Origin of the sequence: Curtobacterium sp. 320 (assembly GCF_031455235.1) — a bacterium.
GTDB lineage: Bacteria > Actinomycetota > Actinomycetes > Actinomycetales > Microbacteriaceae > Curtobacterium.
The window spans coordinates 278,735-300,830 of the sequence record NZ_JAVDSI010000001.1 but is presented as its reverse complement, the minus strand read 5'-3'; the positions used below and the strand labels follow the sequence as shown (position 1 = coordinate 300,830).

Here is a 22,096-nt window from a genome sequence, read left to right as displayed (position 1 = left end):
CGGTTCCGGGACGACGCGCCAGCGGCGTTCCGGCCGTGCCGGTGGGGAGAGGCGCGCATCACGCTGGTCCGCGTCGCTCACCGTGGCGTCCGCTCGTCTCGCGCACCCCGCAGCGTCTGTTGACGCGCGGCGTGCTCCTCGGGCGTGCGGACCGTGCCGGTCGCGCTGGTGACGGTGCCGTAGCGTTCGGCCTCGATCTCCTCGAGGGTCTTGCCCTGCGTCCGCGGCGCCCAGATCGTCCCGACCAGGAACGACAGCGCGAGCAGGCCGAGGATGAGCCCGCCGAGTGCACGGAGCCCGATGTCGGAGAGCAGGAGCGGGAACCAGATGCTCAGCAGGCCGACCATGACCCGCGCGGCGAGGAACAGGACGCCCTGCGCGCTCGCCCGGTACCGGGTCGCGAACAGCTCGCTCGTCCAGAGCCCGTAGAACGCCTGCGCGCCGATGCCCGACGAGATGCCCCACGCGATCGCGAAGAACAGCAGCGTGCCGAGGTTCGCGGGCGCGTAGATGAGGACGGCCCAGGCGACGACCGCGAGCGCGGCGCCGATCGCGTAGAGCAGCCTCCGGCTCATCCGGTCGGCGAAGCGCATGAACCCGAAGTACGTCGCGGCGACGGTGCAGCCCCACACGAGGATCTGCAACCCGTACTGCTCGGTGACGCTCGTCACGCCGGTGGCGGAGTAGACGCGGGGCTGGAAGATGCCGGCCTGCCCGGCCACGGTGTTCCAGAGCGCGTAGACGCCGAACAGGAACAGCATCGCGGTGAGGTTCTTGCGGCGGCTGAACAGCTGGGTGAAGCCGTGGAAGAAGTTCGCGGAGCCGGTGGCCGCGCGCTCGTCCTTCCAGATCGTGGACTCGGGCAGGCCGCGTCGCAGCCACCACACGATCGCGGCGACGACGAACAGGTGCGCGAAGATCAGGCGGCTGCCGAGGAGCCCGAGCGGCGCGGCGGCGATGGCCAGGGCGAAGCCGACCATGGGGCCGATCGACCAGGCGAGCTGCGCGGTGCCGACGTGGGCCGCGCGCTTGTCGGCCGGGGCCTGTTCGGCGATGTAGGTCCAGCTCGCGGGGACGCCCGCGCCGACCGCGATGCCGGTGAGGATGAACCCGACGAGGAGCATGCCGTAGCTGCCGGCGAACACCGCGAGCAGGATCCCGAGCATGTACAGCAGCAGGTCGTAGGTGTAGATGAACTTCCGGCCGTAGCGGTCGCACAGGGGGCCGCCGATGATGGCGCCGGCCGCTGCGCCGAACGCGTTCGCGGACAGGCTGGCGAGGAGCCCGACCTGCAGGTCCCCGACGTGGAACTGCGCCTGCCAGAGGCTGAGGCTCGTGGCGATCGCGATGATCGACCCCGACTCGATGTAGTTCGACATGGCGACCGAGATCGTCGCCTTCCAGCCCGTGGTGTTGCGGGCTCCGATACGGACCGCCATTGGTCCTCCGTTCGCGTGTTCGACTGTGAATCGTTTCAACGGTGCTGCGGAGACGGTACTCGTCGTTCGGCCGGAGGGCAAGTCGCTCCACCGGAACGGCCACCCCGATGTCAGGATGACCCCATGGCAGTGAGCGTTCGGGACGTCGCAGCGCTCGCTGGCGTGTCACTCGGCACCGTCTCGAACGTGCTGAACCGTCCCGACAAGGTGGCACCGGGGACCGTCGAACGCGTGCAGTCCGCGATCGCCGAACTCGGGTTCGTCCGCAACGACTCCGCCCGCCAGCTCCGCGCCGGCCGCAGTTCGACCGTCGGGCTCATCGTGCTCGACGGCGGCAACCCGTTCTTCACCGACGTCGCCCGCGGCGCCGAGGACGCGGCGATGCAGAAGGGCCTGGCCGTCCTCGTCGGGAACTCCGACGAGTCGGTCGACCGCGAGCACACCTACGTCGACCTCTTCGAGGAGCGCCGCGTCGCCGGACTCCTCATCTCCCCCGCCGGGGACGACCTCGGCCGCCTCGAGCGACTCCGCGACCAGGGCACCGCCGTGGTCCTGGTGGACCGCCGCGCCGACGACGAGCACTTCGCGTCCGTCTCCGTCGACGACGTCGCCGGAGGCCGCATCGCCGTCGCACACCTCACCGCGATCGGACGCCGGCGGATCGCCTTCGTCGGCGGCCCGTTCGGCATCCGGCAGGTCACCGACCGCCACACCGGCGCGGTCGCCGCGGCCGGGGCGGCGGGTGCGGCACTCGAGGTGATCCCGACCACGTCGCTCTCGGTCCTCGAGGGCCGGCGCGTCGGCGAGGAGATCCAGGCCCGCCCGGCCGCCGAACGCCCGGACGCGGTGTTCGCGGCGAACGACCTGCTCGCCGTCGGCCTCGAACAGGCGTTCATCATGCGCGGGTCGATCCGCGTGCCGGAGGAGATCGCGATCGTCGGGTACGACGACATCGCGTTCGCCGAGGCCGCGGTCGTCCCGCTCACCTCGGTGCGGCAGCCGGCGCAGGACCTCGGGCGGCGAGCGATCGAACTGCTGCTCGCCCAGGTGGACCAGGGGCTGGGCACGGACCAGCTGCACGTGGAGTTCACGCCCGAGCTCGTCGTGCGGCAGTCCACCGTCGCCGAGCGCTGAGGGGCGCTGCGCGCTTCGCCGCGCGTCCGTGGTCGTGCCCGTGACCGTGCCGCCGGAGCGACAGGACACAGGCATGCCGTGGCGTCCGTGACGGCAGAGCGACAGACCCCCGGCAACCGTTCGCGGCACACCGTCGCTTTCGCGAACGGGGCGGCGAGCCGCGTCGGACGGGAGGCGCGGGTCGGCGCCGCACCGTCCCTCCAGTCACGGCCGTCGCCCCGCTGGCGCGGTGCGCCGGAACCGGCTGGTGGGGCCCACCTCCCGTCCGACGGATGGCCGGGTGGACGCGTCGGTGCGCCGGCCTGTCCGGCGGATGGCCGGGAGGGAGCGCCGGTCCGCCTACGATCGGAGCATGGTGCATGTCCCCCGGCGCGACGGACCGCCGAGCGTGCACCACGTCGCCGCTCGGGCGGGCGTCTCGCTCGCGACGGTCTCGAACGTGCTGAACCACCCGGAACGCGTGGCCGACGCGACCGCAGCACGGGTCCGTGCCGCGATCACCGACCTCGGGTACACGCCGAACCGCAACGCGCGGGCACTCGTCTCGGGGAGCACGCGGGCGATCGGGCTCGTCGTGACCTCGCTGCGGAACTCGCTCTTCACGGACATGGTGAGCGGGGCGCAGACAACGGCGCGGGCGCGGGGCAACACCCTGCTCGTGACGAACAGCGACAACGACCTCGACGCGCAGGCAGAACACCTCGCGTTCCTGGAGAGCACACGGGTGTCGGGGATCCTGCTGGCGTCGATGACGACCTCGAAGGAACAGGTCGAGACCGTCCGCAAGCACGGGCTGCCCGTCGTGTACGTCAACTACGAACCCGCCGAGGTCGACGCCTGCTCGGTCGTGGTCGACAACGAGCAGGCAGGGTACGTCGCGACGACGCACCTCATCGAGCAGGGGTGCCGGCGGATCGGGTTCGTGAGTGCTCGTCCGGACCTCCAGCCCGTGGCGCGTCGACGGCAGGGGCTGCTGCGGGCGATCGCGGAGCACCCGGGGGTCGAACTCGTGGACGTCGACGCCGGTGACATCGACCCGCCGGGAGGCACCGACGCCGGCGCCCGGATCGCGGCGATGTCGGCGGAGTCGCGGCCGGACGGGGTGCTCGGGGTGACGGACCTCCTCGCGATGGCGGTGGTGACGGAGCTGCGGGCGGCGGGGTTGCGCGTGCCGGAGGACATCCCGGTCACGGGCTGCGACCACAACTCGATCGCCTGGGGTGGTGCCGTGCCGCTGACCTCGGTGACGATGCACGGGTCGGAGATGGGCTCGGTGGCGGTCGACCTCCTGCTGGCCGAGCTCGACGAGGACCCCGCGGAGCACGTGCACCGGACGGTGGTGCTCGGGAGCGAACTCGTGCCGCGCGAGAGCACGCTCGGGCGGGCGGGGGCGGCCGAGGCGGCGGCCCGGACGGCGCCGAGCGACCCGAGGCGTACCGAGGCCTGACGCGGCGCGCGCGGCGCTCGGCGTTCCCGAGTCTCGCCTCGGCGGACACTTTCGCGGGCGCGGAGCCGCGAAAGTGTCCGCCGGGGCGAGTCTCGCGCGGCCGTCCGGGCGCGTGAGGTTTCGCGCTGTGCGACACCTCACGCGCCGCCGGCCCCGTGAACTGTCGGCCAGCGCGAAACCTCGCGACCGCCCGCCCAGCGCGCCCCGCCCGCCGGGGCCCGCCCCGCGCCTCCCGGCTCCCGCGGGCGGCGGGACCGCGCACTTGCGTAACGAATCAGAATCGGTGATTGACACGCTTCAATCCGCATGGTTCCATTCCGATTGAAACGTTCTAAACAGCACCACCGGGAACCGCATCGGCGCGGTGACCGGGTCCGTTTCACCCGGGTTCCCCCAGTCCCGGGCCTTACGAGGAGGTAAGGAATGTCAGCTCGTCCCCTGACCACCAGGTTGCTCGCCATCGGCGGCGCCGCGGTCCTCATCGGCAGCCTGGCCGCGTGCTCGTCGGGCGGCTCCGCCGACACCGGCAGCGGCGGCGGCAAGGTCACGATCACGTACCTCGCCGACAACGCCGAGGCCACCGCCGCCACCGCGAAGCCGCTCATCGCCGCGTTCGAGAAGGCGAACCCCGACATCACCGTCAAGTTCGACACGAAGCCGCAGGGCACCGACGGCGACAATCTGGTGAAGACCCGGCTGTCGACCGGCGAGATGGCCGACGTCTTCAACTACAACTCCGGCTCGCTCATGCAGGCGCTCAACCCGGACAACACCCTCGTCGACCTCTCGAAGGAGAGCTGGGCGAAAGACGTCGACCCGCAGTTCACCAAGGTCGTCAGCACCGACAAGGGCATGTACGGCGCCCCGTTCGGCACCAGCTTCGGCGGCGCGGTCCTCTACAACAAGAAGGTCTACGAGAAGCTCGGGCTGAGCGTCCCGACCACGTGGTCGGAGTTCATCAGCAACAGCGAGAAGATCAAGGACGTCGGCATCGCGCCGATCATCCAGACGTACGGCGACACCTGGACCAGCCAGCTGTTCGTCCTCGGCGACTTCGCGAACATCACCGCGCAGCAGAAGAACTGGGCGACGCAGTACACGAAGCACAAGGAGTCCTATGCGGAGCAGCCCGCACTCGCCGGGTTCCAGCACCTCCAGGAGGGCAAGGACAAGGACCTCTACAACGAGGACTACGCCTCGGCCACGCAGGCGAACGGCCTGAAGATGCTCGCCGAGGGCAAGGGTGCCCAGTACCCGATGCTGACCAACGCGATCTCGGCGATCCAGCAGGATTCGCCCGACGCGGTGAACGACATCGGTGCCTTCGCGTTGCCGGCGGAGAACGCGGACGACACGAACCTCACCATCTGGGAGCCGAACGGCCTCTACATCCCGAAGACGACCACGGGTGACAAGCTCGCGGCCGCCAAGAAGTTCGTCGCCTTCGCGAACTCGTCCGAGGGCTGCAAGGTGCAGAACGACACCGGCACCCCCGGCGGCCCGTACGTGATCTCGACCTGCACCCTGCCCGATTCCGTCCCGCCGATGATCGGCGACCTGCAGAAGTACCTCGACGACGGCAAGGCGAGCCCGGCACTCGAGTTCCTCTCCCCGATCAAGGGCCCGAACCTCGAGAAGATCTGCGTGCAGGTCGGCTCGGGCATCACGAACGCGGCGAAGGGCGCTGACCAGTACGACGACGACGTCGTCCAGCAGGCCCAGCAGCTCGGCATCAAGGGCTGGTGATCCGGTGACCGCGACACTCACGACGGCGGTGGCCCCGCCGCAGACCACGAAGACGGGCCCCGGCCCGGCCCGCAGGCGGATGCGTTCGTTCTACCCGGCTTGGTTCTTCATCCCGGCGATCGCGCTCTACGTCGTGTTCTTCGCGGTCCCGACCTTCGCGGGGTTCTACTTCTCGCTCACCCGCTGGACGCTGTTCGACCAGACCTTCATCGGCTTCGACAACTTCGTCCGGTTCTTCCAGGACCCGCAGCTCGTCTCCGGGTTCGTGCACACGTTCGAGTACGGGTTCGTGACGAGCGCGGCGAAGGTGGTCCTCGGACTCGCCCTCGCCCTGCTCCTCACGAGCCCCGTGCTCGGGCGCGGGTACCTCCGAGCGGTGGTGTTCTTCCCCGTGCTGGTGTCGACCATCGGCATCGGCATCACGTTCAAGGCGCTGATGGACCCCTTCCACGGGATCATCAACGGCGCCCTCGGGGCGGTCGGCCTCCCCACTCCGGGGTGGCTGACCGACCCGGCCCTCGCCCTCTGGAGCGTCGCCGCGGTGGACGTCTGGAAGGGCGTCGGCATCGCGACGCTCATCTTCATCGCCGGCATCGTGGCGATCCCGCAGGAGTACTTCGAGGCCGCCCGGGTCGACGGCGCCAGCGCGTGGACGATCTTCAAGAACATCACACTGCCGCTGTCCCGCCCGGCGATGGGGACGGTCATCATCCTGTCGCTCATCGGCGGCCTGCGGTCGTTCGACCTCATCTGGGCGATGACCGGCGGCGGACCCGGCTTCACGAGCGACGTCATCGCGAGCGTGATCTACAAGCAGTACCAGGCCGGGTTCTACGGGCTGTCGACCGCCGGCAACGTCGTGTTGTTCATCGTGGTGACGGCGATCATGGTCCCCATCTCCTGGCTCATCAACCGCAAGGAGGCGGACCTGTGACCGCGATCACCAGCCAGCGGCTGACCCCCACACGAGCCCGGAGCCGCAACACCGCACGCAAGTGGGTCATCGGCATCGTCGCGATCGTCGTCAGCTTCGTGGTCTTCCTCGTGCCGTTCGTCTTCGTCCTGCTGCAGGCCGCGAAGAGCCCGGCCGAGGCCAACCAGCTCGGCTTCAGCCTGCCGACCCAGTGGCAGCTGTGGCAGAACCTCGTGGTGGTCATGCAGACCGGCGACGGCGGGATCCTGCGCTCGTTCCTGAACAGCGCCGTGCTCACCGTGGGGAGCGTCATCATCATGGTGGTGTTCTCCGCGATGGTCGGCTACGTCCTGCAACGGCGGCCGAGCAAGTGGAACGGCCTGATCAACTTCTTCGTCCTGGCCGGCCTCATCGTCCCGCCCGCGATCGTCCCGACGATCTGGGTGCTGCAGGGGCTCAACCTGTTCAAGACCATGGGCGGGATGATCCTCATCGAGGCGACCTTCGGCCTCTCGTTCTGCATCCTGCTCTTCCGGGCGTTCGTCGCGACGATCCCCAAGGAGCTTGACGAGGCAGCCGTCCTCGACGGCGCCGGTCCGATCCGCCTGTTCTTCGGGGTCGTCCTGCCGCTGCTCAAACCGGTCATCATCACGGTCGTGCTCGTGCAGTCGGTGACGGTGTTCAACGACTTCACGAACCCGCTGTACTTCCTGCCTGGTTCCGAGAACGCGACGGTGCAGCAGACGCTGTACACGTTCCAGAGCCAGTCGGTCAGCCAGCTGAACCTGCTGTTCACGGACGTGCTGCTCATCACGATCCCGCCGCTGATCCTCTACATCTTCTTCAACCGTCAGATCGTCGCCGGCATGACGAGCGGCGCCGTCAAGGGCTGACGCCCGATCCACGGCCTGGAGGCGCGACCCGCCTCCACCACCCCGCCCCCGCGGGCGGGTGGCCGGGCCCACGACCCCGCACCGGTCGACGACGACCGGTCGCGTGAAAGGACACACCACATGACCGCCTGGACAGCACCGTTCATCGCGAGCGACGCCGACCTCGGGAGCGCACCGATCCTGCGCCGGGAGTTCACCCTCGACGACGGCCACGGCGCCGTGACGAGCGCGACCCTCGACGTCAGCGCCCTCGGCGTCGTCGAGGCCTGGCTCGGCGGGCAGCGCGTCTCCGACCACCTGCTGGAACCGGGGTGGACGAGCTACGAGTGGCGCGTCCGCGTCGTCTCGCACGACGTCACGGCACACCTCACCGATGCCGAGCCGGCTGGCGCCGCCGTCCTCGCGCTCGTCCTCGGCAAGGGCTGGGCCGCCGGACGCCTCGCATGGGGCGGCGGTGGCGGCTGGTACGCCGACGAGGTCGCCGGGTTCGCCGAACTCCGCCTCACGTTCGCCGACGGCCACGAACAGCTCGTCGCGACCGACACCGACTGGCAGGCGCTGTCGAGCGCGATCACGGCCGACCAGCTCTACGACGGCGAGGACGTCGACGCCCGCCTGCGCGACGGATCCTTCCTCACGCCCGGTAACGTGACGGTGCCGAGCGTGGACGGACACGAGGGCCGCACGAGCACGGTGCACACGGTGGACCTCGGGGAGCGCGAGCTCGTCGCCGACACCGTGCCGCCCGTCCGACCGCTCGCCGAGATCGCCCCGGTCGAGGTCTGGACGAGCCCCGCCGGCGCCACGCTGGTCGACTTCGGCGTGAACCTCGTCGGCTGGATCCGGGTGACCGCGTCCGGCCCGGCGGGGACGGCCCTGACCCTGCAGCACGCCGAGGTCCTCGAGCACGACGAGCTCGGCACGCGCCCCCTGCGCACCGCGAAGGCCACCGACCACTTCACCCTCAGCGGGGACGGCCAGGACGTCTTCGAGCCGCGCTTCACGTTCCACGGCTTCCGGTACGCCCAGGTCGACGGGTGGCCCGGCACGCTCGACGAGCTCCGCACCGCCCTCACCGCGGTGCAGGTCGGGTCGGACCTCCCCCGCACCGGCACGTTCGAGTCGAGCCACGAGCTGCTGAACACCTTCCACGACAACGTGGTGCGGGGCATGCAGGGGAACTTCCTCAGCGTGCCGACCGACTGCCCCCAGCGCGACGAACGACTCGGGTGGACCGGCGACATCGCGGCGTTCGCACCGACGGCCTCGTACCTGTTCGACACGCGGGCGTTCCTCGGCGACTGGCTCCGCGACGTGTGGCTCGAGCAGCAGCACGCCGACGGCGTCATCCCCTTCGTCGTGCCGGACGTGCTGAAGTACTCCCCCGCCGAGGACTTCGGCAAGCCCGACGCCACCGCAGTCTGGTCGGACGCCGGGGTGTGGGTGCCCTGGACGCTCTACCAGGCGTACGGCGACACCGCGGTGCTCGAGGAGCAGTTCCCGTCCATGGCCGCGCACCTCCGGCGGGTCCGCGACCACCTCTCCCCCGAGGACCTGTGGGACACCGTGTTCCAGTTCGGCGACTGGCTGGACCCGGACGCCCCGCCGGAGGACCCCGCGGCGGCGAAGGCCGACAAGGGCGTCGTCGCGACGATCTGCGCGTACCGGTCCGCCACCATCGCGGCGGACGCGGCCGAGCTGTTGGGCGGCCACGAGGCGGAAGCGAGCGAGTTCCGGGAACTCGCGTCGCGCCTCCAGGCCGGCTTCCGGACCCACTACCTGCAGGACGACGGTCGGATCCTGTCCGACTGCACGACCGTGTACACGCTCGCGATCGTGTTCGGGATCCTGTCCGAGGCGGAGCGGGCCACGGCCGGCGACCGTCTGGCGGAGCTCGTCGAGCAGTCCGGGTACCGGATCTCGACGGGCTTCGCCGGGACGCCGTTCATCACGGATGCGCTGACGCAGACCGGACACCTCGAGGACGCGTACCGGCTGCTGCTGCAGACCGAGTGCCCGTCGTGGCTGTACCCGGTGACGATGGGCGCGACGACGGTGTGGGAGCGGTGGGACTCGATGCTGCCGGACGGCACGATCAACCCGGGCCAGATGACGTCGTTCAACCACTACGCGCTCGGTGCCGTGGCGGACTGGATGCACCGCGTGGTCGGTGGTCTCGCGCCGTTGACGCCCGGGTACGAGTCGGTGCTCGTGGCGCCGCAGCCCGGAGGCGGTCTCACGTGGGCGTCGACCTCGCTCGACACCGTGCACGGGCACGTCGCCGTGCGGTGGGAGCTCGTCGACGGGGAGCTGCTCGTTGGGGTGACCGTGCCCGAGGGCGTCACCGCGGTGGTGCGGCTGCCGGGTGCTGCGGAGCAGCGCGTGTCGGGAGGCACGCACGAGCTGCGCGCGCCGGCCGCGGTCCCCGCGGGGTAGCGGCGGCGGCGCGCGGCGGCGGGCGCCACCGCCCGCCGCCCGGCCCGCTCCCGGCCGGCTCCGCCGCCCGCTCCCGCCGCGGCGGCCGCGGCGGCCGCGGCGGCGCACAACCAAAGTCACGTTGCGCCGCGCGATCGCGCGGTTCGAACGCACTGTGGTTGTGCAGCACCGCCCCGAACCGCCACCACGGAGCGCGACCAGACCCCGGCTTGCGCGAACCCCGCGCAGCACGTACCGTATGAAACGATTCAATCGACACGAGGAAGTGACACGATGACATCAGCGAGCTTCAGCTCCGTCGCCGGCCAGCTGGCCCGGCAGGCGATCGAGCTCCCGAGCTGGGCGTTCGGCAACTCCGGCACCCGCTTCAAGGTGTTCGGGACCCCCGGCACCCCGCGCGACCCCTACGAGAAGATCGCCGACGCCGCCCAGGTCCACCGGTACACCGGGCTCGCTCCGACCGTCGCGCTCCACATCCCGTGGGACCTCGTCGACGACTTCGCCGACCTGAAGCGCCACGCGGAGGAGCACGGCGTCTCCCTCGGCACCGTCAACTCGAACACCTTCCAGGACGACGACTACAAGTTCGGCGCCCTGACCCACGTCGACGAGACGATCCGGCAGAAGGCGATCGACCACCACCTGCGCTGCATCGACGTGATGGACGCCACCGGTTCCCGTGACCTGAAGATCTGGCTCGCAGAGGGCTCGAACTACCCCGGGCAGGAGGACATGCGCTCCCGCCAGGACCGCCTCCACGACTCGCTGACCACGATCTACGACCGCCTCGGCCCGGACCAGCGCCTCGTGCTCGAGTACAAGTTCTTCGAGCCGTCGTTCTACCACACGGACGTCCCGGACTGGGGCACGAGCTACGTGCAGACGGCCGCGCTCGGCGACAAGGCGATGGTCTGCCTCGACACCGGCCACCACGCTCCCGGCACGAACATCGAGTTCATCGTCATGCAGCTCCTGCGCCTCGGCAAGCTCGGCAGCTTCGACTTCAACTCGCGCTTCTACGCCGACGACGACCTGATCGTGGGCGCCGCCGACCCGTTCCAGCTGTTCCGCATCCTCGTCGAGGTCATCCGCGGCGGCGGCTACGACAACCCCGACGTCGCGTTCATGCTCGACCAGTGCCACAACATCGAGGACAAGATCCCCGGGCAGATCCGCTCGGTGCTCAACGTCCAGGAGATGACGGCCCGAGCACTGCTCCTCGACCGCGTCGCACTGACCGCCGCACAGGAAGCGCACGACGTCCTCGGCGCGAACGAGATCTTCATGGACGCGTACCAGACCGACGTCCGCGCCGACCTCGCCGCCTGGCGCGAATCCCGCGGTCTCCCCGTGAACCCGATGCGCGCTTACCTCGACTCCGGTTACCAGCGGCAGATCGCCGAGGACCGGGTCGGCGGCGTCCAGGCCGGCTGGGGCGCGTAGACATCATGACAAGCACAGGACTGGAGGCACGGGTGGACCCCGCAACGCACGGCACCGACGCAGACACGACGATCAGTGCGCTCATCGCACGTTCGAACGCGCTCGGCTCGGATCCGCGGATCACGAACTACGCGGGCGGCAACACCTCCGCCAAGGGCACCGACACCGACCCGGTCACGGGCGAACCGGTAGAGCTGCTCTGGGTGAAGGGCTCCGGGGGCGACCTCGGTACCCTCACCCCGGCGGGCCTCGCAGTCCTGCGCGTCGACCGCGTCCGCGCACTGCAGGACGTCTACCCCGGCGTGGAGCGCGAGGACGAGATGGTCGCCGCGTTCGACCACACCCTGTTCGGTCGCGGTGGCGCAGCACCCTCCATCGACACCGCGATGCACGCCCTCGTCGACACCGCGCACGTCGACCACCTGCACCCGGACGCCGGCATCGCCATCGCGACCGCCGCCGACGGTCCGGCCCTGACCGAGCAGGTCTTCGGCGACAAGGTGGTCTGGGTGCCGTGGCGCCGACCGGGGTTCCAGCTCGGGCTCGACATCGCGGCGGTCAAGCGGGACCACCCCGCGGCGATCGGCACGATCCTCGGCGGCCACGGCATCACCGCCTGGGGCGACACCAGCGCCGAGGCCGAGGCGAACTCCCGCTGGATCATCGACACGGCAGAGGCCTTCATCGCCGAGCACGGGAAGGACCAGCCGTTCGGCCCCGTCCGCCGCGGCTTCGAGGCGCTGCCGACGGACGAACGCCGCGCGCGCGCCGCAGCCCTCGCCCCGACGATCCGGGGCATCGCCGGGCACGACAAGCCGGTGGTGGGTCACTTCACCGACAGCGACGTCGTGCTCGACTTCCTCGCGTCGGCACGGGCAGAGGAGCTCGCGGCCCTCGGGACGAGCTGCCCGGACCACTTCCTCCGCACCAAGGTGAAGCCGCTCATCCTCGACCTGCCCGCCACGGCGACGGTCGAGGACCAGACCGCGCGCCTGCACGAGCTCCACGAGCAGTACCGCGTCGACTACCAGGCGTACTACGACCGGCACGCCGACGAGACGAGCCCGGCGATCCGCGGCGCCGACCCGCTCATCGTGCTCGTCCCGGGCATCGGGATGTTCTCCTACGGCAAGGACGCCCAGACCGCCCGCGTCGCCGGCGAGTTCTACGTGAACGCCATCAACGTCATGCGCGGCGCGGAGTCCCTCAGCACCTACGCCCCCATCGACGAGGCCGAGAAGTTCCGCATCGAGTACTGGGCCCTCGAGGAGGCGAAGCTCCAGCGGATGCCCGCACCGAAGAAGCTCGCCACGCGCATCGCCCTCGTCACGGGAGCCGCGAGCGGCATCGGCAAGGCCATCGCGAAGCGCCTGGCGGCCGAGGGCGCCGCGGTCGTCATCGCGGACCTCGACCTCGCCAAGGCGCAGGAGGCCGCGGCCGAGATCGGGAACACCGACACGGCGATCGGCGTCGCCGCGAACGTGACGGACGCCGACGCGATCGACCACGCGGTCCAGCAGACGCTCCTGCACTTCGGCGGCCTCGACCTCGTCGTGAACAACGCCGGGCTGAGCCTCAGCAAGAGCCTGCTCGAGACCACCGAGCAGGACTGGGACCTGCAGCACGACGTCATGGCGAAGGGCTCGTTCCTGGTGTCGAAGGCGGCCGCGAAGGTCCTCATCGAGCAGGGCCTCGGCGGCGACATCGTGTACATCTCGTCGAAGAACTCGGTGTTCGCCGGCCCGAACAACATCGCGTACTCGGCGACCAAGGCCGACCAGGCGCACCAGGTCCGACTGCTGGCGGCCGAACTCGGTGAGCACGGGGTGCGCGTCAACGGCATCAACCCCGACGGCGTGGTCCGTGGCTCGGGCATCTTCGCGTCCGGCTGGGGTGCGAACCGGGCGAAGACGTACGGCATCGAGGAGCAGGACCTCGGCAAGTTCTACGCCCAGCGCACGATCCTCAAGCGCGAGGTCGTGCCCGAGAACGTCGCCAACGCCGTGTACGCCATCTGCACCGACGACTTCTCGCACACGACCGGCCTGCACGTCCCCGTGGACGCCGGGGTCGCGGCAGCGTTCCTGCGCTGATGTCCGGGACAGGGGCAGCAGCGTGACGAACAGCGGCAGCGTCGCCGCCGTCGACCTCGGCGCCACGAGCGGGCGGGTGATCGTCGGCCACGTCGACACCGACGGCGTCCGGATGGAGCACGTCGCCCGGTTCCCCAACGGCCCGGTCGCGCTCCACGAGGGCGACCGCGAAGCCCTGCACTGGGACGTCGTCGAGCTGTACCGGCAGGTCACCGCGGGCCTCGGCGACGCCTTCGCCCGGAACCCGGACATCGCCAGCCTCGGCATCGACTCGTGGGCGGTCGACTACGGGCTGCTCCGTGGCGGGCGGCTGCTCGGGCTGCCGTCCCACTACCGCGACGCACGACACGAAGGCGGCGTCGCGACCGTGCACGAGCGACTCTCCGCCGCCGAGCTGTACGCCCGGAACGGCCTGCAGCACCTGCCGTTCAACACCCTGTTCCAGTTCGCCGCCGACCCGTCCCTGCAGCTCGCGCAACGAGCGCTCCTCGTGCCCGACCTGCTCGGCTACTGGCTGACCGGCGTCGAGGCGGCCGAGCGCACGAACGCCTCGACGACCGGGGTCCTGAACGCGACCACCCGCGGGTGGGACCCGGCGTTGCGGGCTGCTGCGCGCCTCCCGAGCGGACTCCTGCCCACCCTGCGCGACCCGGGCGACCGACTCGGTCCCCTGCTGCCCGCCGTCGCCGAGGCGGTCGGCGGCACCGCGCCGGTCACGCTCGTCGGCTCCCACGACACGGCCTCGGCCGTGGTGGCGGTACCGGCCACCGACCCGGACTTCGCGTACATCTCGTCCGGCACCTGGTCGCTCGTCGGCGTCGAGCTCGACGCACCCGTCCTGTCGGACGCGGCTCGCGAGGCCAACTGCACCAACGAGGGCGGCGTCGACGGACGCGTCCGGTTCCTGAAGAACGTGTCCGGACTGTGGCTGCTCTCCGAGAGCGTCCGCACCTGGGAGCGCGGTGGCGAGCGCGTCGACCTGGAGGCGCTGCTCGCCTCCGCAGCGGACGTCACCGCCCCGGTCCCCGTCTTCGACGTCGCGGACGACACGTTCACCGCGCCGGGTGACATGCCGGCACGGATCGCCGCCTGGTGCGGTGCGCACGGACTCGCCGCCCCGGCGTCGCGGGCCGAGACCGTGCGGTCGATCCTCGAGTCGCTCGCCTCGGCGTACGCCTCGACCCTCGAGACGATCATCGCCGTCACGGGCCGAGACGTCCGACAGGTGCACGTCGTCGGCGGAGGATCGCAGAACCGGCTCCTCTGCCAGCTCACCGCCGACCGCACCGGGCTCCCCGTGCTCGCCGGGCCGGTCGAGGCGACCGCGCTCGGCAACGTCCTCGCGCAGGCGCGGGCCGTCGGGCTCGGCGGTCTCGGTGGCGCCTCGCTCGAGGCCCTGCGCTCGACGATCGCCCGTTCCGTCGAGCCTGTTCGCTACACCCCTCGAGCCGATCACTCCACCCATCGATCCACCCCGAGACGTAGGATGTCTGTATGACCTCGACCGACGACCAGCACCGCGTCGACCCCGCGACGGGCGCTCCGGCAGCGACCCCCGGGGCGCCGTCGGCCCGGCGCACACCGATCAAGCGGCAGCTGCCGACCGTGCGCGACCTCGCGCCGCTCATGCAGTTCAAGAAGCCGTCGCTGCCGGGTCGGCGACAGCGTCTCGAGTCGGCGCTGACGATCTGGGACCTGCGCGACATCGCCGCCCGGCGCACGCCGAAGGCCGCGTTCGACTACACCGAGGGCGCCGCCGAGGCCGAGATCTCCCTCGCCCGCGCCCGTCAGGCGTTCGAGGACATCGAGTTCACGCCCGCGATCCTGCGGGACGTCTCCAAGGTCGACACGTCGCGCGACGTGCTCGGCGCGCCCGTCGCGTACCCGTTCGGCATCGCCCCGACCGGGTTCACGCGCATGATGCAGACCGAGGGCGAGCGCGCCGGAGCCCGGGCAGCGGGCCGTGCCGGCATCCCGTTCTCGCTCTCGACGATGGGGACCACCGCGATCGAGGACGTCCGCGACGCCAACCCGTCGGGCCGCAACTGGTTCCAGCTCTACATGTGGAAGGACCGCGAGAAGTCGATGGCGCTCGTCTCCCGCGCCGAGAAGGCCGGGTTCGACACGCTGCTCGTCACCGTGGACGTGCCCGTCGCCGGTGCCCGGCTGCGTGACAAGCGCAACGGGTTCTCCATCCCGCCGCAGCTGAGCGCCCGCACCGTGCTGAACGCGATCCCGCGGCCCTGGTGGTGGTTCGACTTCCTCACCACCGAACCGTTGGCGTTCGCGTCGCTCGACCGCTGGTCCGGCACCGTCGGCGAGCTCCTCGACCACATGTTCGACCCGACCGTCACCTACGAGGACCTCGAGTGGATCCGGTCGCAGTGGAAGGGCAAGGTCGTCGTCAAGGGCGTGCAGTCACTGGCGGACGCGAAGCGTCTGGCGGACATGGGCGTCGACGGGATCACGCTGTCGAACCACGGCGGCCGGCAGCTCGACCGCGCTCCCGTCCCGTTCCACCTGCTCCCCTCCGTCGTCCGCGAGGTCGGCAAGGACACCGAGGTGCACCTCGACACGGGCATCATGTCCGGCGCCGACATCGTCGCCGCCGTGGCGCTCGGCGCGAAGTTCACGATGGTCGGTCGGGCGTACCTGTACGGCCTGATGGCGGGTGGCGAGGCCGGCGTCGACCGGATGATCCAGATCCTGTCCGAGCAGATCGAGCGGACGATGCGGCTGCTCGGGGTGGCCTCGCTCGACGAGCTCGAGCCGGGGCACGTGACGCAGTTGCAGCGGTTGACGCCGGTCGCGCGGGGCTGACCGGCGCGCGGTCACGCCGGCGGTCCGACGGTCCGACGTGGCCGACGTGGCCGATGTGGACGTCGAACCACGAATCCGACGTCGAACCAGGCAGCGCCGCTGGTTCGATGTCGGATTCGTGGTTCGGCGCGGACGCGGCGGCGCGGGTCAGCGAGGGTCGGGCGGGCGGCGGCGCACGACGAGGGTCCCGATGCCCTGGACGACGAAGTACGCGCCACCGCCGACCAGGACGATCGTCCGGATCACGGTGAGGACCGACATGCTCCCGAGCCCGAGCGTGCCGACGGCGAGCGCGATGAAGATCCCGCCCATCACGATCAGGATGACCGGGTTCGGGGCGACGAAGAAGCGTCGGCCGCCGTTCGCGTCGGCGATGGCACGGTCGCGGGCACGGGCGACCGCGCCGGGCGCGCGGCCTTCACTTCGGTCGCGGCGACGTTGTCGAGCGCGCAGCAGCAGCCACGTCGTCACACCGACGGCGATGGCCCCCGCCCACACGACCCATTCGGGCGCTTGGAAGAAGCCGAGCACCCAGGACGTGACGAGGCCGACGCCCACGCCGACCGCCGCCGCAGTCGTGACCCGGTCGGTCCGGCCGTCGATGGCGGTGACGTAGCCCGGGCGCCGGGCGTACGGGTCGTGCTCCGGCTCGGTCTGGTCAGCTGATCGTTCGTTCCCCACGCTCCGAACGTACCGAGATCGTGACCCGATGGACCGCTCGGAGGTGGTGGAATGCCGTCATGCGGTGGGGACAGGGTCGTGCGGTGACGGGGATGGTCGTGGTGCTGCTGGTCGGCGGGGTGCTCTCGGGTTGCGGCGTGCAGAGCGGAGCCGCCGCGTCCTGCGCCGGAACCTCGATCGACCTCGGCGACTCGGACCTGCGCCCCGGCGGCACGGTCGACCTGCACGTCGACTGGCTCTACCGCGACTGCGAGGACACCGGCGGCACGTTCCGCGCGTCCGACGACGTCACGGTGACCATCACGCCCGCGTCGACCGGTGACCCGGTGCTGCTCGGGCGGCCGACCCCGCAGGGCGAGCAGTTCACCGTCGCCGGGCGCTTCGACCTGCCCGACGACCTGCCGGTGGGCGACGCCGTCCTCGCGGTGACCAGCCATGACGGCGACGGGTCCGGCGCGACCCTGCCGGTGACGATCAGTGCGGACGGCGCCAGCTGACCTGTCAGCACTGCTCCGCGCAGCGCCCGCCCGCGGTCACGACGCGAGGGCGGGGCGGACGGAGAAGGACAGCGGCGCCGCCCGGACCGCGTCGACCGCGTGCGCGACCGCACCGAGCACGACGACGTCGGCACCCAGCGTCGACGCGACGATCTCGGGCACCGGGTCGAACCCCGCGCCGTCGAGCCACGCGCGGGCCCGGTCGATCACGGCACCGGCGGGCTCGGCGATGGCCCCCGCGACGACCACGCGGTCGATGTCGAGCAGGCTGACGAGCAGGACGCAGACGCGGGCCAACCGGTCCCCCAGGCGGTCGACGATGCCGAGGGCGACCGGGTCCCCGTCGTGCGCCGCGCGGAACAGGACGGAGGCGTCGGCGTCCGCGGCGAGGGGGCTGTCCGGCGGGACGTCGCCCGCGGCGAGCGCCTCGGCGACGAGCCGGCGGGCGGTGGCACCGATGCCGTCGGACGACCCGACGCCCTCGACGAGGTCGAGCACGCGCATCTCCCCCGCGCCGCCGTGGGCGCCCCGGAGCAGGACCCCGTCGACGACGAGCCCGCTGCCGAACCGCTCGCCGGAGAGCAGGGCTGCGAACGAGGCATCACCCGAGGACGGCCGTTCGGCGAGCGCGGCGAGGTTGGCGTCGTTCTCGACCACGACCCGGTGCCCCGGAACGGCGTCGGCGAAGCCCGGGTTCATCCGGTCCCAGAACCCGCCGTCGCCGGGTGACGCGCCGCCGGCGTCCACGGGGGCGGGGATGCCGACGACGGAGACGAGCACCCGCAGCGGGTCGACCCCGGCGTCGAGCAGTGCGGCGGCGACGGTCTCGCCGACGACCCCGAGCCGGACCGGGACGTCGAGACCGGAGTCGCCGAGTGCCCCTTCGGCGCGGCCGAGCACGGTGCCGCGCAGATCGGCGACGAGCACGGTCACCCGGTGCTGCCCGGCGTCGATGCCGACGACCACGCCGCCGGCGGTGTCGAGCTCGTACCGGCGCGCCGGTCGGCCGATGCGGTACTCCCCCGCGGCCCGGGCGTCGTCGAGTTCGCGGACCCAGCCGAGGCGGACGAGCTCCTCGCACGCGGCCAGGACGGTGGAACGGGTCAGGCCGGTCGTGTCGATCGCCTCGGTCGCGGTGAACGCGCGCACGGAGAAGGCGTACGCGAGCAGCGTCTCTGCGCTCGTTCCACGGGGCGGCGGCATGCCCGCACACTACCGCGGAAACAGTTCCTTGCAGAATTAGATTTTGTCGCTAGATTTAATTCTGCGGGCGGCAGTGGAGCCGGACCGCGAACCGGAACGGCAGGGACGCCGGGTCCGGACGGACGGAGACGACGTGCAGACACACGCCACCACCAGGAACGCCGCCGCGCTCAGCCGCCGCGGGTTCCTGCTCGGGGCGGGCGGCATCGGAGCGGGCCTGGCCCTCGCCGGCTGTGCCCCGCTCGGTTCCTCGAGCAGCCGCCCCGAGACGATCACCTTCTACGTGTCGAAGCCCGAGGTCATCGGGTACTTCGACGAGGTCATCGCGAAGTTCCACGACAGCCAGTCGAGGATCCGCGTCATCCGCGACTCGACGTCCAACATGTCCGCCAACTTCGTCCGGAACCGACCGCCGGACCTCGGCTGCCTGAACTACAACTACGCGATGGTCTCGTTCGTCGAGCACGGCGCCCTCTCCGACCTGTCGGACCTGCCGGAGAAGGACACGATCAACCCCGACCTGTGGCCGCTCATGAAGCAGACCGCGGACTACCCGGGTCGGACGAGCGTGCTGCCGTACTCGGTGACCGCAGCGTCGGTGATCTACAACAAGCAGATCTTCGCCGACCAGGGCATCGACGTGCCGACCACGTGGAGCGAGTTCCGCGACGTCTGCGAACGACTCACCAAGGCCGGCATCACGCCGATGTACGGCACCTACAAGGACAACTGGACGATCGCCCAGGGCATGTTCGACTACTCGGTGGGCGGGATGCTCGACCTGCAGCAGACGTTCGCGGCACTCGACCGCGAGGGTACGAAGGTGGGCAAGAGCTCGAGCGTCTCGTTCGAGAAGGACTTCGCCGCCCCCGTCGACCGCATGGTGGACCTCCTGCAGTGGCACCAGAAGGGCGCGGCGAGCCGCGGGTACGGCGACGGCAACCTCGCGTTCGCGCAGGGGAAGGCCGCGATGTACCTGCAGGGGCCGTGGGCGCTCGGTGAGATCGCGAAGTCGAACAAGGACATCGACCTCGGCACGTTCCCGTTCCCGGCGACCGACGACGCCGCCGACAACAAGGTGCGCGTGAACGTCGACCTCGGCTTGTGGATCCCGGAGGCGTCCCGCAAGAAGGAGGCGGCGCGCGAGTTCCTGTCGTTCCTGATGAGCCCCGCCGTGAACGACAAGTACAACGCCGACAACAACGGTTTCGGCGTCCGGAAGGACTCGCCACCCGCATCGAACCCCGCGCTGCGCGGCATGCAGGACTCCTACGACCAGGCGAAGTTCTCCCTGGGCGCCTCGCAGCTCATCCCCGCCGAGATCCCGGTGGCGAACTACCTGCAGTCCATCGCCTTCGGCGGTGCCCCCGCTCCCCAACTCCGCACCCTCGACGGCGACTGGGCGCGTCTCGCGCTCCGTACGGCCGCGTAAGGAGACGACCTTGGCCACCACGACCACAGAATCCGTCACGACGGCGGGCAGCCGCCGACGGGGCGGAGCCGCACCGCGCCTCCAGTCCGGACGACGGGGCGGAGCTGGACTGCGCACGAAGCGCAGCCGGACCGACCCGCTCTTCCTGGTCTTCCTGATCCCCACCCTCCTGCTCTTCACCCTGGCGATCACGCTCCCCGCCGTGATGGGCATCGTGCTGAGCTTCACCGACTCCGTCGGCTTCGGTGACTTCCGGTTCATCGGCCTGACGAACTACGTCGCCGTGTTCAGCGACCCGGCGATCCTGCAGGCGTACCTGTTCACGATCGGGTTCTCGCTCGTCACGGTCCTCGTCGTGAACGCGGTCGCGTTCCTGCTCGCGATCGCCCTGACCTCGAAGGTCCGCGGCAAGATCACCCTCCGCGCCCTGTTCGTGCTGCCCATGGTGATCTCGGGCATCGTCATCGCCTACGTGTTCTCGTTCCTGTTCGCGAACAGCCTCCCGGCGCTCGCGACCACGCTCGGCTTCGCGCCGCTCGAGCAGAGCATCCTCGCGAACCCGGACCTGGCGTGGATCGCGATCGTGGTCGTGACCGCGTGGCAGGCGATCCCGTCGACACTGCTCATCTACATCGCCGGCGTGCTCTCGATCCCGGCCGAGGTGTACGAGGCGTCGGCGCTCGACGGCGCGAGCGCCTGGCGGCAGCTCGTGTCGATCACGGCACCGCTCACGGCGGGCTACATCCTCATCAACCTCGTGATCGGGTTCAAGAACTTCCTGAACTCGTACGACATCATCGTCGGCCTCACCGACGGCGGCCCCGGCACCTCGACCACCAGCGTCGCGATGTCGATCTTCAAGGGCTTCAACGGCGGCGACTACGCCTACCAGATGGCGAACGCCACGATCTTCTTCGTCATCGCGGTCGTCATCGCCGTGATCCAGCTGCGGGCGACCCGCGGGAAGGCAGCGCTCTGATGACCATCCAGGCACCCCTCCAGCCGGGGACCACCGCGACCGGCACCATCCGCTCCGTCGACGCCGATCGGAACGCCGGCCGTCGTGGCGAGCGCTTCAACTGGCCGGTCACGGTCGTCCTCGCCCTCTGCACCCTGTCCGTCCTCGTCCCGCTGTACGTGACGATCACGATGGCGTTCAAGACGACGAGCCAGGCGGTCGACGGCAACGCATTCTCCCTCCCGGCGCCGTTCAGCGTCGACGGCTTCGTGCAGGCCTGGCAACTGACGGACTTCCCGCGCGCGTTCGGCGTCTCGGTGCTCGTCGCCGCGATCACCGTCGTCGGCACGATCCTGCTCGCCTCGTTCACGGCGTACGCGATCGCCCGGAACTGGGACCGCCGGCTCTTCCGCTGGTCGTTCTTCTACCTGCTCGCCGCGATGTTCCTGCCGTTCCCGGTGCTCGCGCTGTCGCAGGTTAAGCTCACCGGCCTGGCGCACCTCGACAACCCGTTCGGCGTCGCGATCCTGCACGTCATGTTCCAGCTGTCCTTCAGCGTGCTGCTCTTCACCGCGTTCCTGCGGTCGATCCCGGCCGAACTGGAGGAGAGTGCCCGCATCGACGGTGCGAGCACGGGGCAGGTGTTCTGGCGACTCGTGTTCCCGCTGCTGGCACCGATGAGCGCCACCGTCGGCATCTTCGCGTTCCTCGCGTCCTGGAACGACTTCGTGATGCCGTCGCTGATCACCTCGAACCCGGCGCTGCAGACCCTGCCGGTGCTGCAGCAGATGTTCCAGACGCAGTTCAGCAACAACTACAACGTGTCGTTCGCCTCGTACCTGATGGCGATGGCGCCGGCGATCATCGTCTACCTGTTCACGCAGCGCTGGGTGATGGCCGGGGTCACGCAGGGCGCGATCAAGTGACGACCACCGACTCCGCAACCGAGAGGACCCCCACC

Annotated in this window: 17 protein-coding genes; 14 read left to right on the top strand and 3 right to left on the bottom strand. The window is 70.6% G+C overall.

Annotated elements, in window-relative coordinates; all coding sequences use genetic code 11:
* Nucleotides 1–77: 77 nt before the first annotated feature.
* Nucleotides 78–1,439: an MFS transporter gene (locus J2X60_RS01440; RefSeq protein ID WP_309886291.1), complete on the bottom strand. Its 1,362-nt coding sequence runs from the start codon at nt 1,437–1,439 to the stop codon at nt 78–80.
* Nucleotides 1,440–1,562: 123 nt separating this feature from the next.
* On the opposite strand from J2X60_RS01440, the gene J2X60_RS01435 reads away from it, so the two are divergent.
* From J2X60_RS01435 to J2X60_RS01390, 10 genes are all read left to right on the top strand, one after another.
* Nucleotides 1,563–2,573 carry a LacI family DNA-binding transcriptional regulator gene (locus J2X60_RS01435; protein ID WP_309780148.1) on the top strand — a complete coding sequence of 337 codons (1,011 nt, stop codon included), beginning with the start codon at nt 1,563–1,565 and terminating at the stop codon, nt 2,571–2,573.
* Nucleotides 2,574–2,925: 352 nt separating this feature from the next.
* The gene (locus J2X60_RS01430; RefSeq protein ID WP_309886290.1) at nt 2,926–4,020 is read left to right on the top strand and encodes a LacI family DNA-binding transcriptional regulator; all 1,095 of its coding nucleotides are present in this window, start codon (nt 2,926–2,928) and stop codon (nt 4,018–4,020) included.
* Nucleotides 4,021–4,443: 423 nt separating this feature from the next.
* Nucleotides 4,444–5,766 carry an extracellular solute-binding protein gene (locus tag J2X60_RS01425; protein ID WP_309886289.1) on the top strand — a complete coding sequence of 441 codons (1,323 nt, stop codon included), beginning with the start codon at nt 4,444–4,446 and terminating at the stop codon, nt 5,764–5,766.
* A gap of 4 nt (nt 5,767–5,770) precedes the next feature.
* A complete protein-coding gene (locus J2X60_RS01420) occupies nt 5,771–6,700 on the top strand; it encodes a sugar ABC transporter permease (RefSeq protein WP_309886288.1) in 930 nt (309 codons plus the stop codon).
* Between the two features lie 5 nt (nt 6,701–6,705).
* Entirely contained in the window at nt 6,706–7,572 is an 867-nt protein-coding gene (locus J2X60_RS01415; protein ID WP_309886477.1) for a carbohydrate ABC transporter permease, read from the top strand.
* Nucleotides 7,573–7,692: 120 nt separating this feature from the next.
* Complete coding sequence (locus J2X60_RS01410; RefSeq protein ID WP_309886287.1) at nt 7,693–10,008, top strand: family 78 glycoside hydrolase catalytic domain; 2,316 nt, start codon at nt 7,693–7,695, stop codon at nt 10,006–10,008.
* Nucleotides 10,009–10,281: 273 nt separating this feature from the next.
* Entirely contained in the window at nt 10,282–11,451 is a 1,170-nt protein-coding gene (gene rhaI / locus J2X60_RS01405) for an L-rhamnose isomerase (protein WP_309886286.1), read from the top strand.
* Between the two features lie 5 nt (nt 11,452–11,456).
* Entirely contained in the window at nt 11,457–13,544 is a 2,088-nt protein-coding gene (locus J2X60_RS01400) for a bifunctional aldolase/short-chain dehydrogenase (RefSeq protein WP_396127770.1), read from the top strand.
* Between the two features lie 22 nt (nt 13,545–13,566).
* The gene (locus J2X60_RS01395) at nt 13,567–15,042 is read left to right on the top strand and encodes a rhamnulokinase family protein (protein WP_309886284.1); all 1,476 of its coding nucleotides are present in this window, start codon (nt 13,567–13,569) and stop codon (nt 15,040–15,042) included.
* 128 nt (nt 15,043–15,170) lie between these two features.
* Nucleotides 15,171–16,364 (top strand): alpha-hydroxy acid oxidase, encoded by a 1,194-nt coding sequence (locus J2X60_RS01390; protein WP_309886476.1) that lies wholly within the window; start codon nt 15,171–15,173, stop codon nt 16,362–16,364.
* A 147-nt stretch (nt 16,365–16,511) separates the two neighbouring features.
* Here the strand turns inward: J2X60_RS01390 and J2X60_RS01385 are convergent, their stop codons facing one another.
* Nucleotides 16,512–17,045: a hypothetical protein gene (locus J2X60_RS01385; protein ID WP_309886283.1), complete on the bottom strand. Its 534-nt coding sequence runs from the start codon at nt 17,043–17,045 to the stop codon at nt 16,512–16,514.
* Nucleotides 17,046–17,104: 59 nt separating this feature from the next.
* Here J2X60_RS01385 and J2X60_RS01380 point away from each other — a divergent pair, with 59 nt between their 5' ends.
* Nucleotides 17,105–17,542: a hypothetical protein gene (locus J2X60_RS01380; RefSeq protein WP_309886282.1), complete on the top strand. Its 438-nt coding sequence runs from the start codon at nt 17,105–17,107 to the stop codon at nt 17,540–17,542.
* A 36-nt stretch (nt 17,543–17,578) separates the two neighbouring features.
* On the opposite strand, the gene J2X60_RS01375 is transcribed toward J2X60_RS01380, so the two are convergent.
* A complete protein-coding gene (locus J2X60_RS01375) occupies nt 17,579–18,745 on the bottom strand; it encodes an ROK family protein (RefSeq protein ID WP_309886281.1) in 1,167 nt (388 codons plus the stop codon).
* Nucleotides 18,746–18,878: 133 nt separating this feature from the next.
* Between J2X60_RS01375 and J2X60_RS01370 the strand changes: the two genes are divergently transcribed.
* The 3 genes from J2X60_RS01370 to J2X60_RS01360 are packed head-to-tail and all read left to right on the top strand — an operon-like array spanning nt 18,879 to nt 22,061.
* A complete protein-coding gene (locus J2X60_RS01370) occupies nt 18,879–20,177 on the top strand; it encodes an extracellular solute-binding protein (protein WP_309886280.1) in 1,299 nt (432 codons plus the stop codon).
* Between the two features lie 10 nt (nt 20,178–20,187).
* Entirely contained in the window at nt 20,188–21,156 is a 969-nt protein-coding gene (locus tag J2X60_RS01365) for a carbohydrate ABC transporter permease (protein ID WP_396127769.1), read from the top strand.
* Nucleotides 21,156–22,061 carry a carbohydrate ABC transporter permease gene (locus tag J2X60_RS01360; protein ID WP_309886279.1) on the top strand — a complete coding sequence of 302 codons (906 nt, stop codon included), beginning with the start codon at nt 21,156–21,158 and terminating at the stop codon, nt 22,059–22,061. The genes J2X60_RS01365 and J2X60_RS01360 overlap by 1 nt, the downstream gene beginning before the upstream one ends.
* Nucleotides 22,062–22,096: the final 35 nt, after the last annotated feature.

What these genes read in the sequence shown, in the direction of transcription:
- rhaI (WP_309886286.1), top strand. Translation starts at nt 10,282, where the DNA reads ATGACATCAGCGAGCTTCAGCTCCGTCGCCGGCCAGCTGGCCCGGCAG.
- J2X60_RS01435 (WP_309780148.1), top strand. Translation starts at nt 1,563, where the DNA reads ATGGCAGTGAGCGTTCGGGACGTCGCAGCGCTCGCTGGCGTGTCACTC.
- J2X60_RS01440 (WP_309886291.1), bottom strand. Translation starts at nt 1,439, where the DNA reads ATGGCGGTCCGTATCGGAGCCCGCAACACCACGGGCTGGAAGGCGACG.
- J2X60_RS01410 (WP_309886287.1), top strand. Translation starts at nt 7,693, where the DNA reads ATGACCGCCTGGACAGCACCGTTCATCGCGAGCGACGCCGACCTCGGG.
- J2X60_RS01390 (WP_309886476.1), top strand. Translation starts at nt 15,171, where the DNA reads ATGCAGTTCAAGAAGCCGTCGCTGCCGGGTCGGCGACAGCGTCTCGAG.
- J2X60_RS01375 (WP_309886281.1), bottom strand. Translation starts at nt 18,745, where the DNA reads ATGCCGCCGCCCCGTGGAACGAGCGCAGAGACGCTGCTCGCGTACGCC.
- J2X60_RS01360 (WP_309886279.1), top strand. Translation starts at nt 21,156, where the DNA reads ATGACCATCCAGGCACCCCTCCAGCCGGGGACCACCGCGACCGGCACC.
- J2X60_RS01425 (WP_309886289.1), top strand. Translation starts at nt 4,444, where the DNA reads ATGTCAGCTCGTCCCCTGACCACCAGGTTGCTCGCCATCGGCGGCGCC.
- J2X60_RS01430 (WP_309886290.1), top strand. Translation starts at nt 2,926, where the DNA reads ATGGTGCATGTCCCCCGGCGCGACGGACCGCCGAGCGTGCACCACGTC.
- J2X60_RS01400 (WP_396127770.1), top strand. Translation starts at nt 11,457, where the DNA reads ATGACAAGCACAGGACTGGAGGCACGGGTGGACCCCGCAACGCACGGC.
- J2X60_RS01380 (WP_309886282.1), top strand. Translation starts at nt 17,105, where the DNA reads ATGCGGTGGGGACAGGGTCGTGCGGTGACGGGGATGGTCGTGGTGCTG.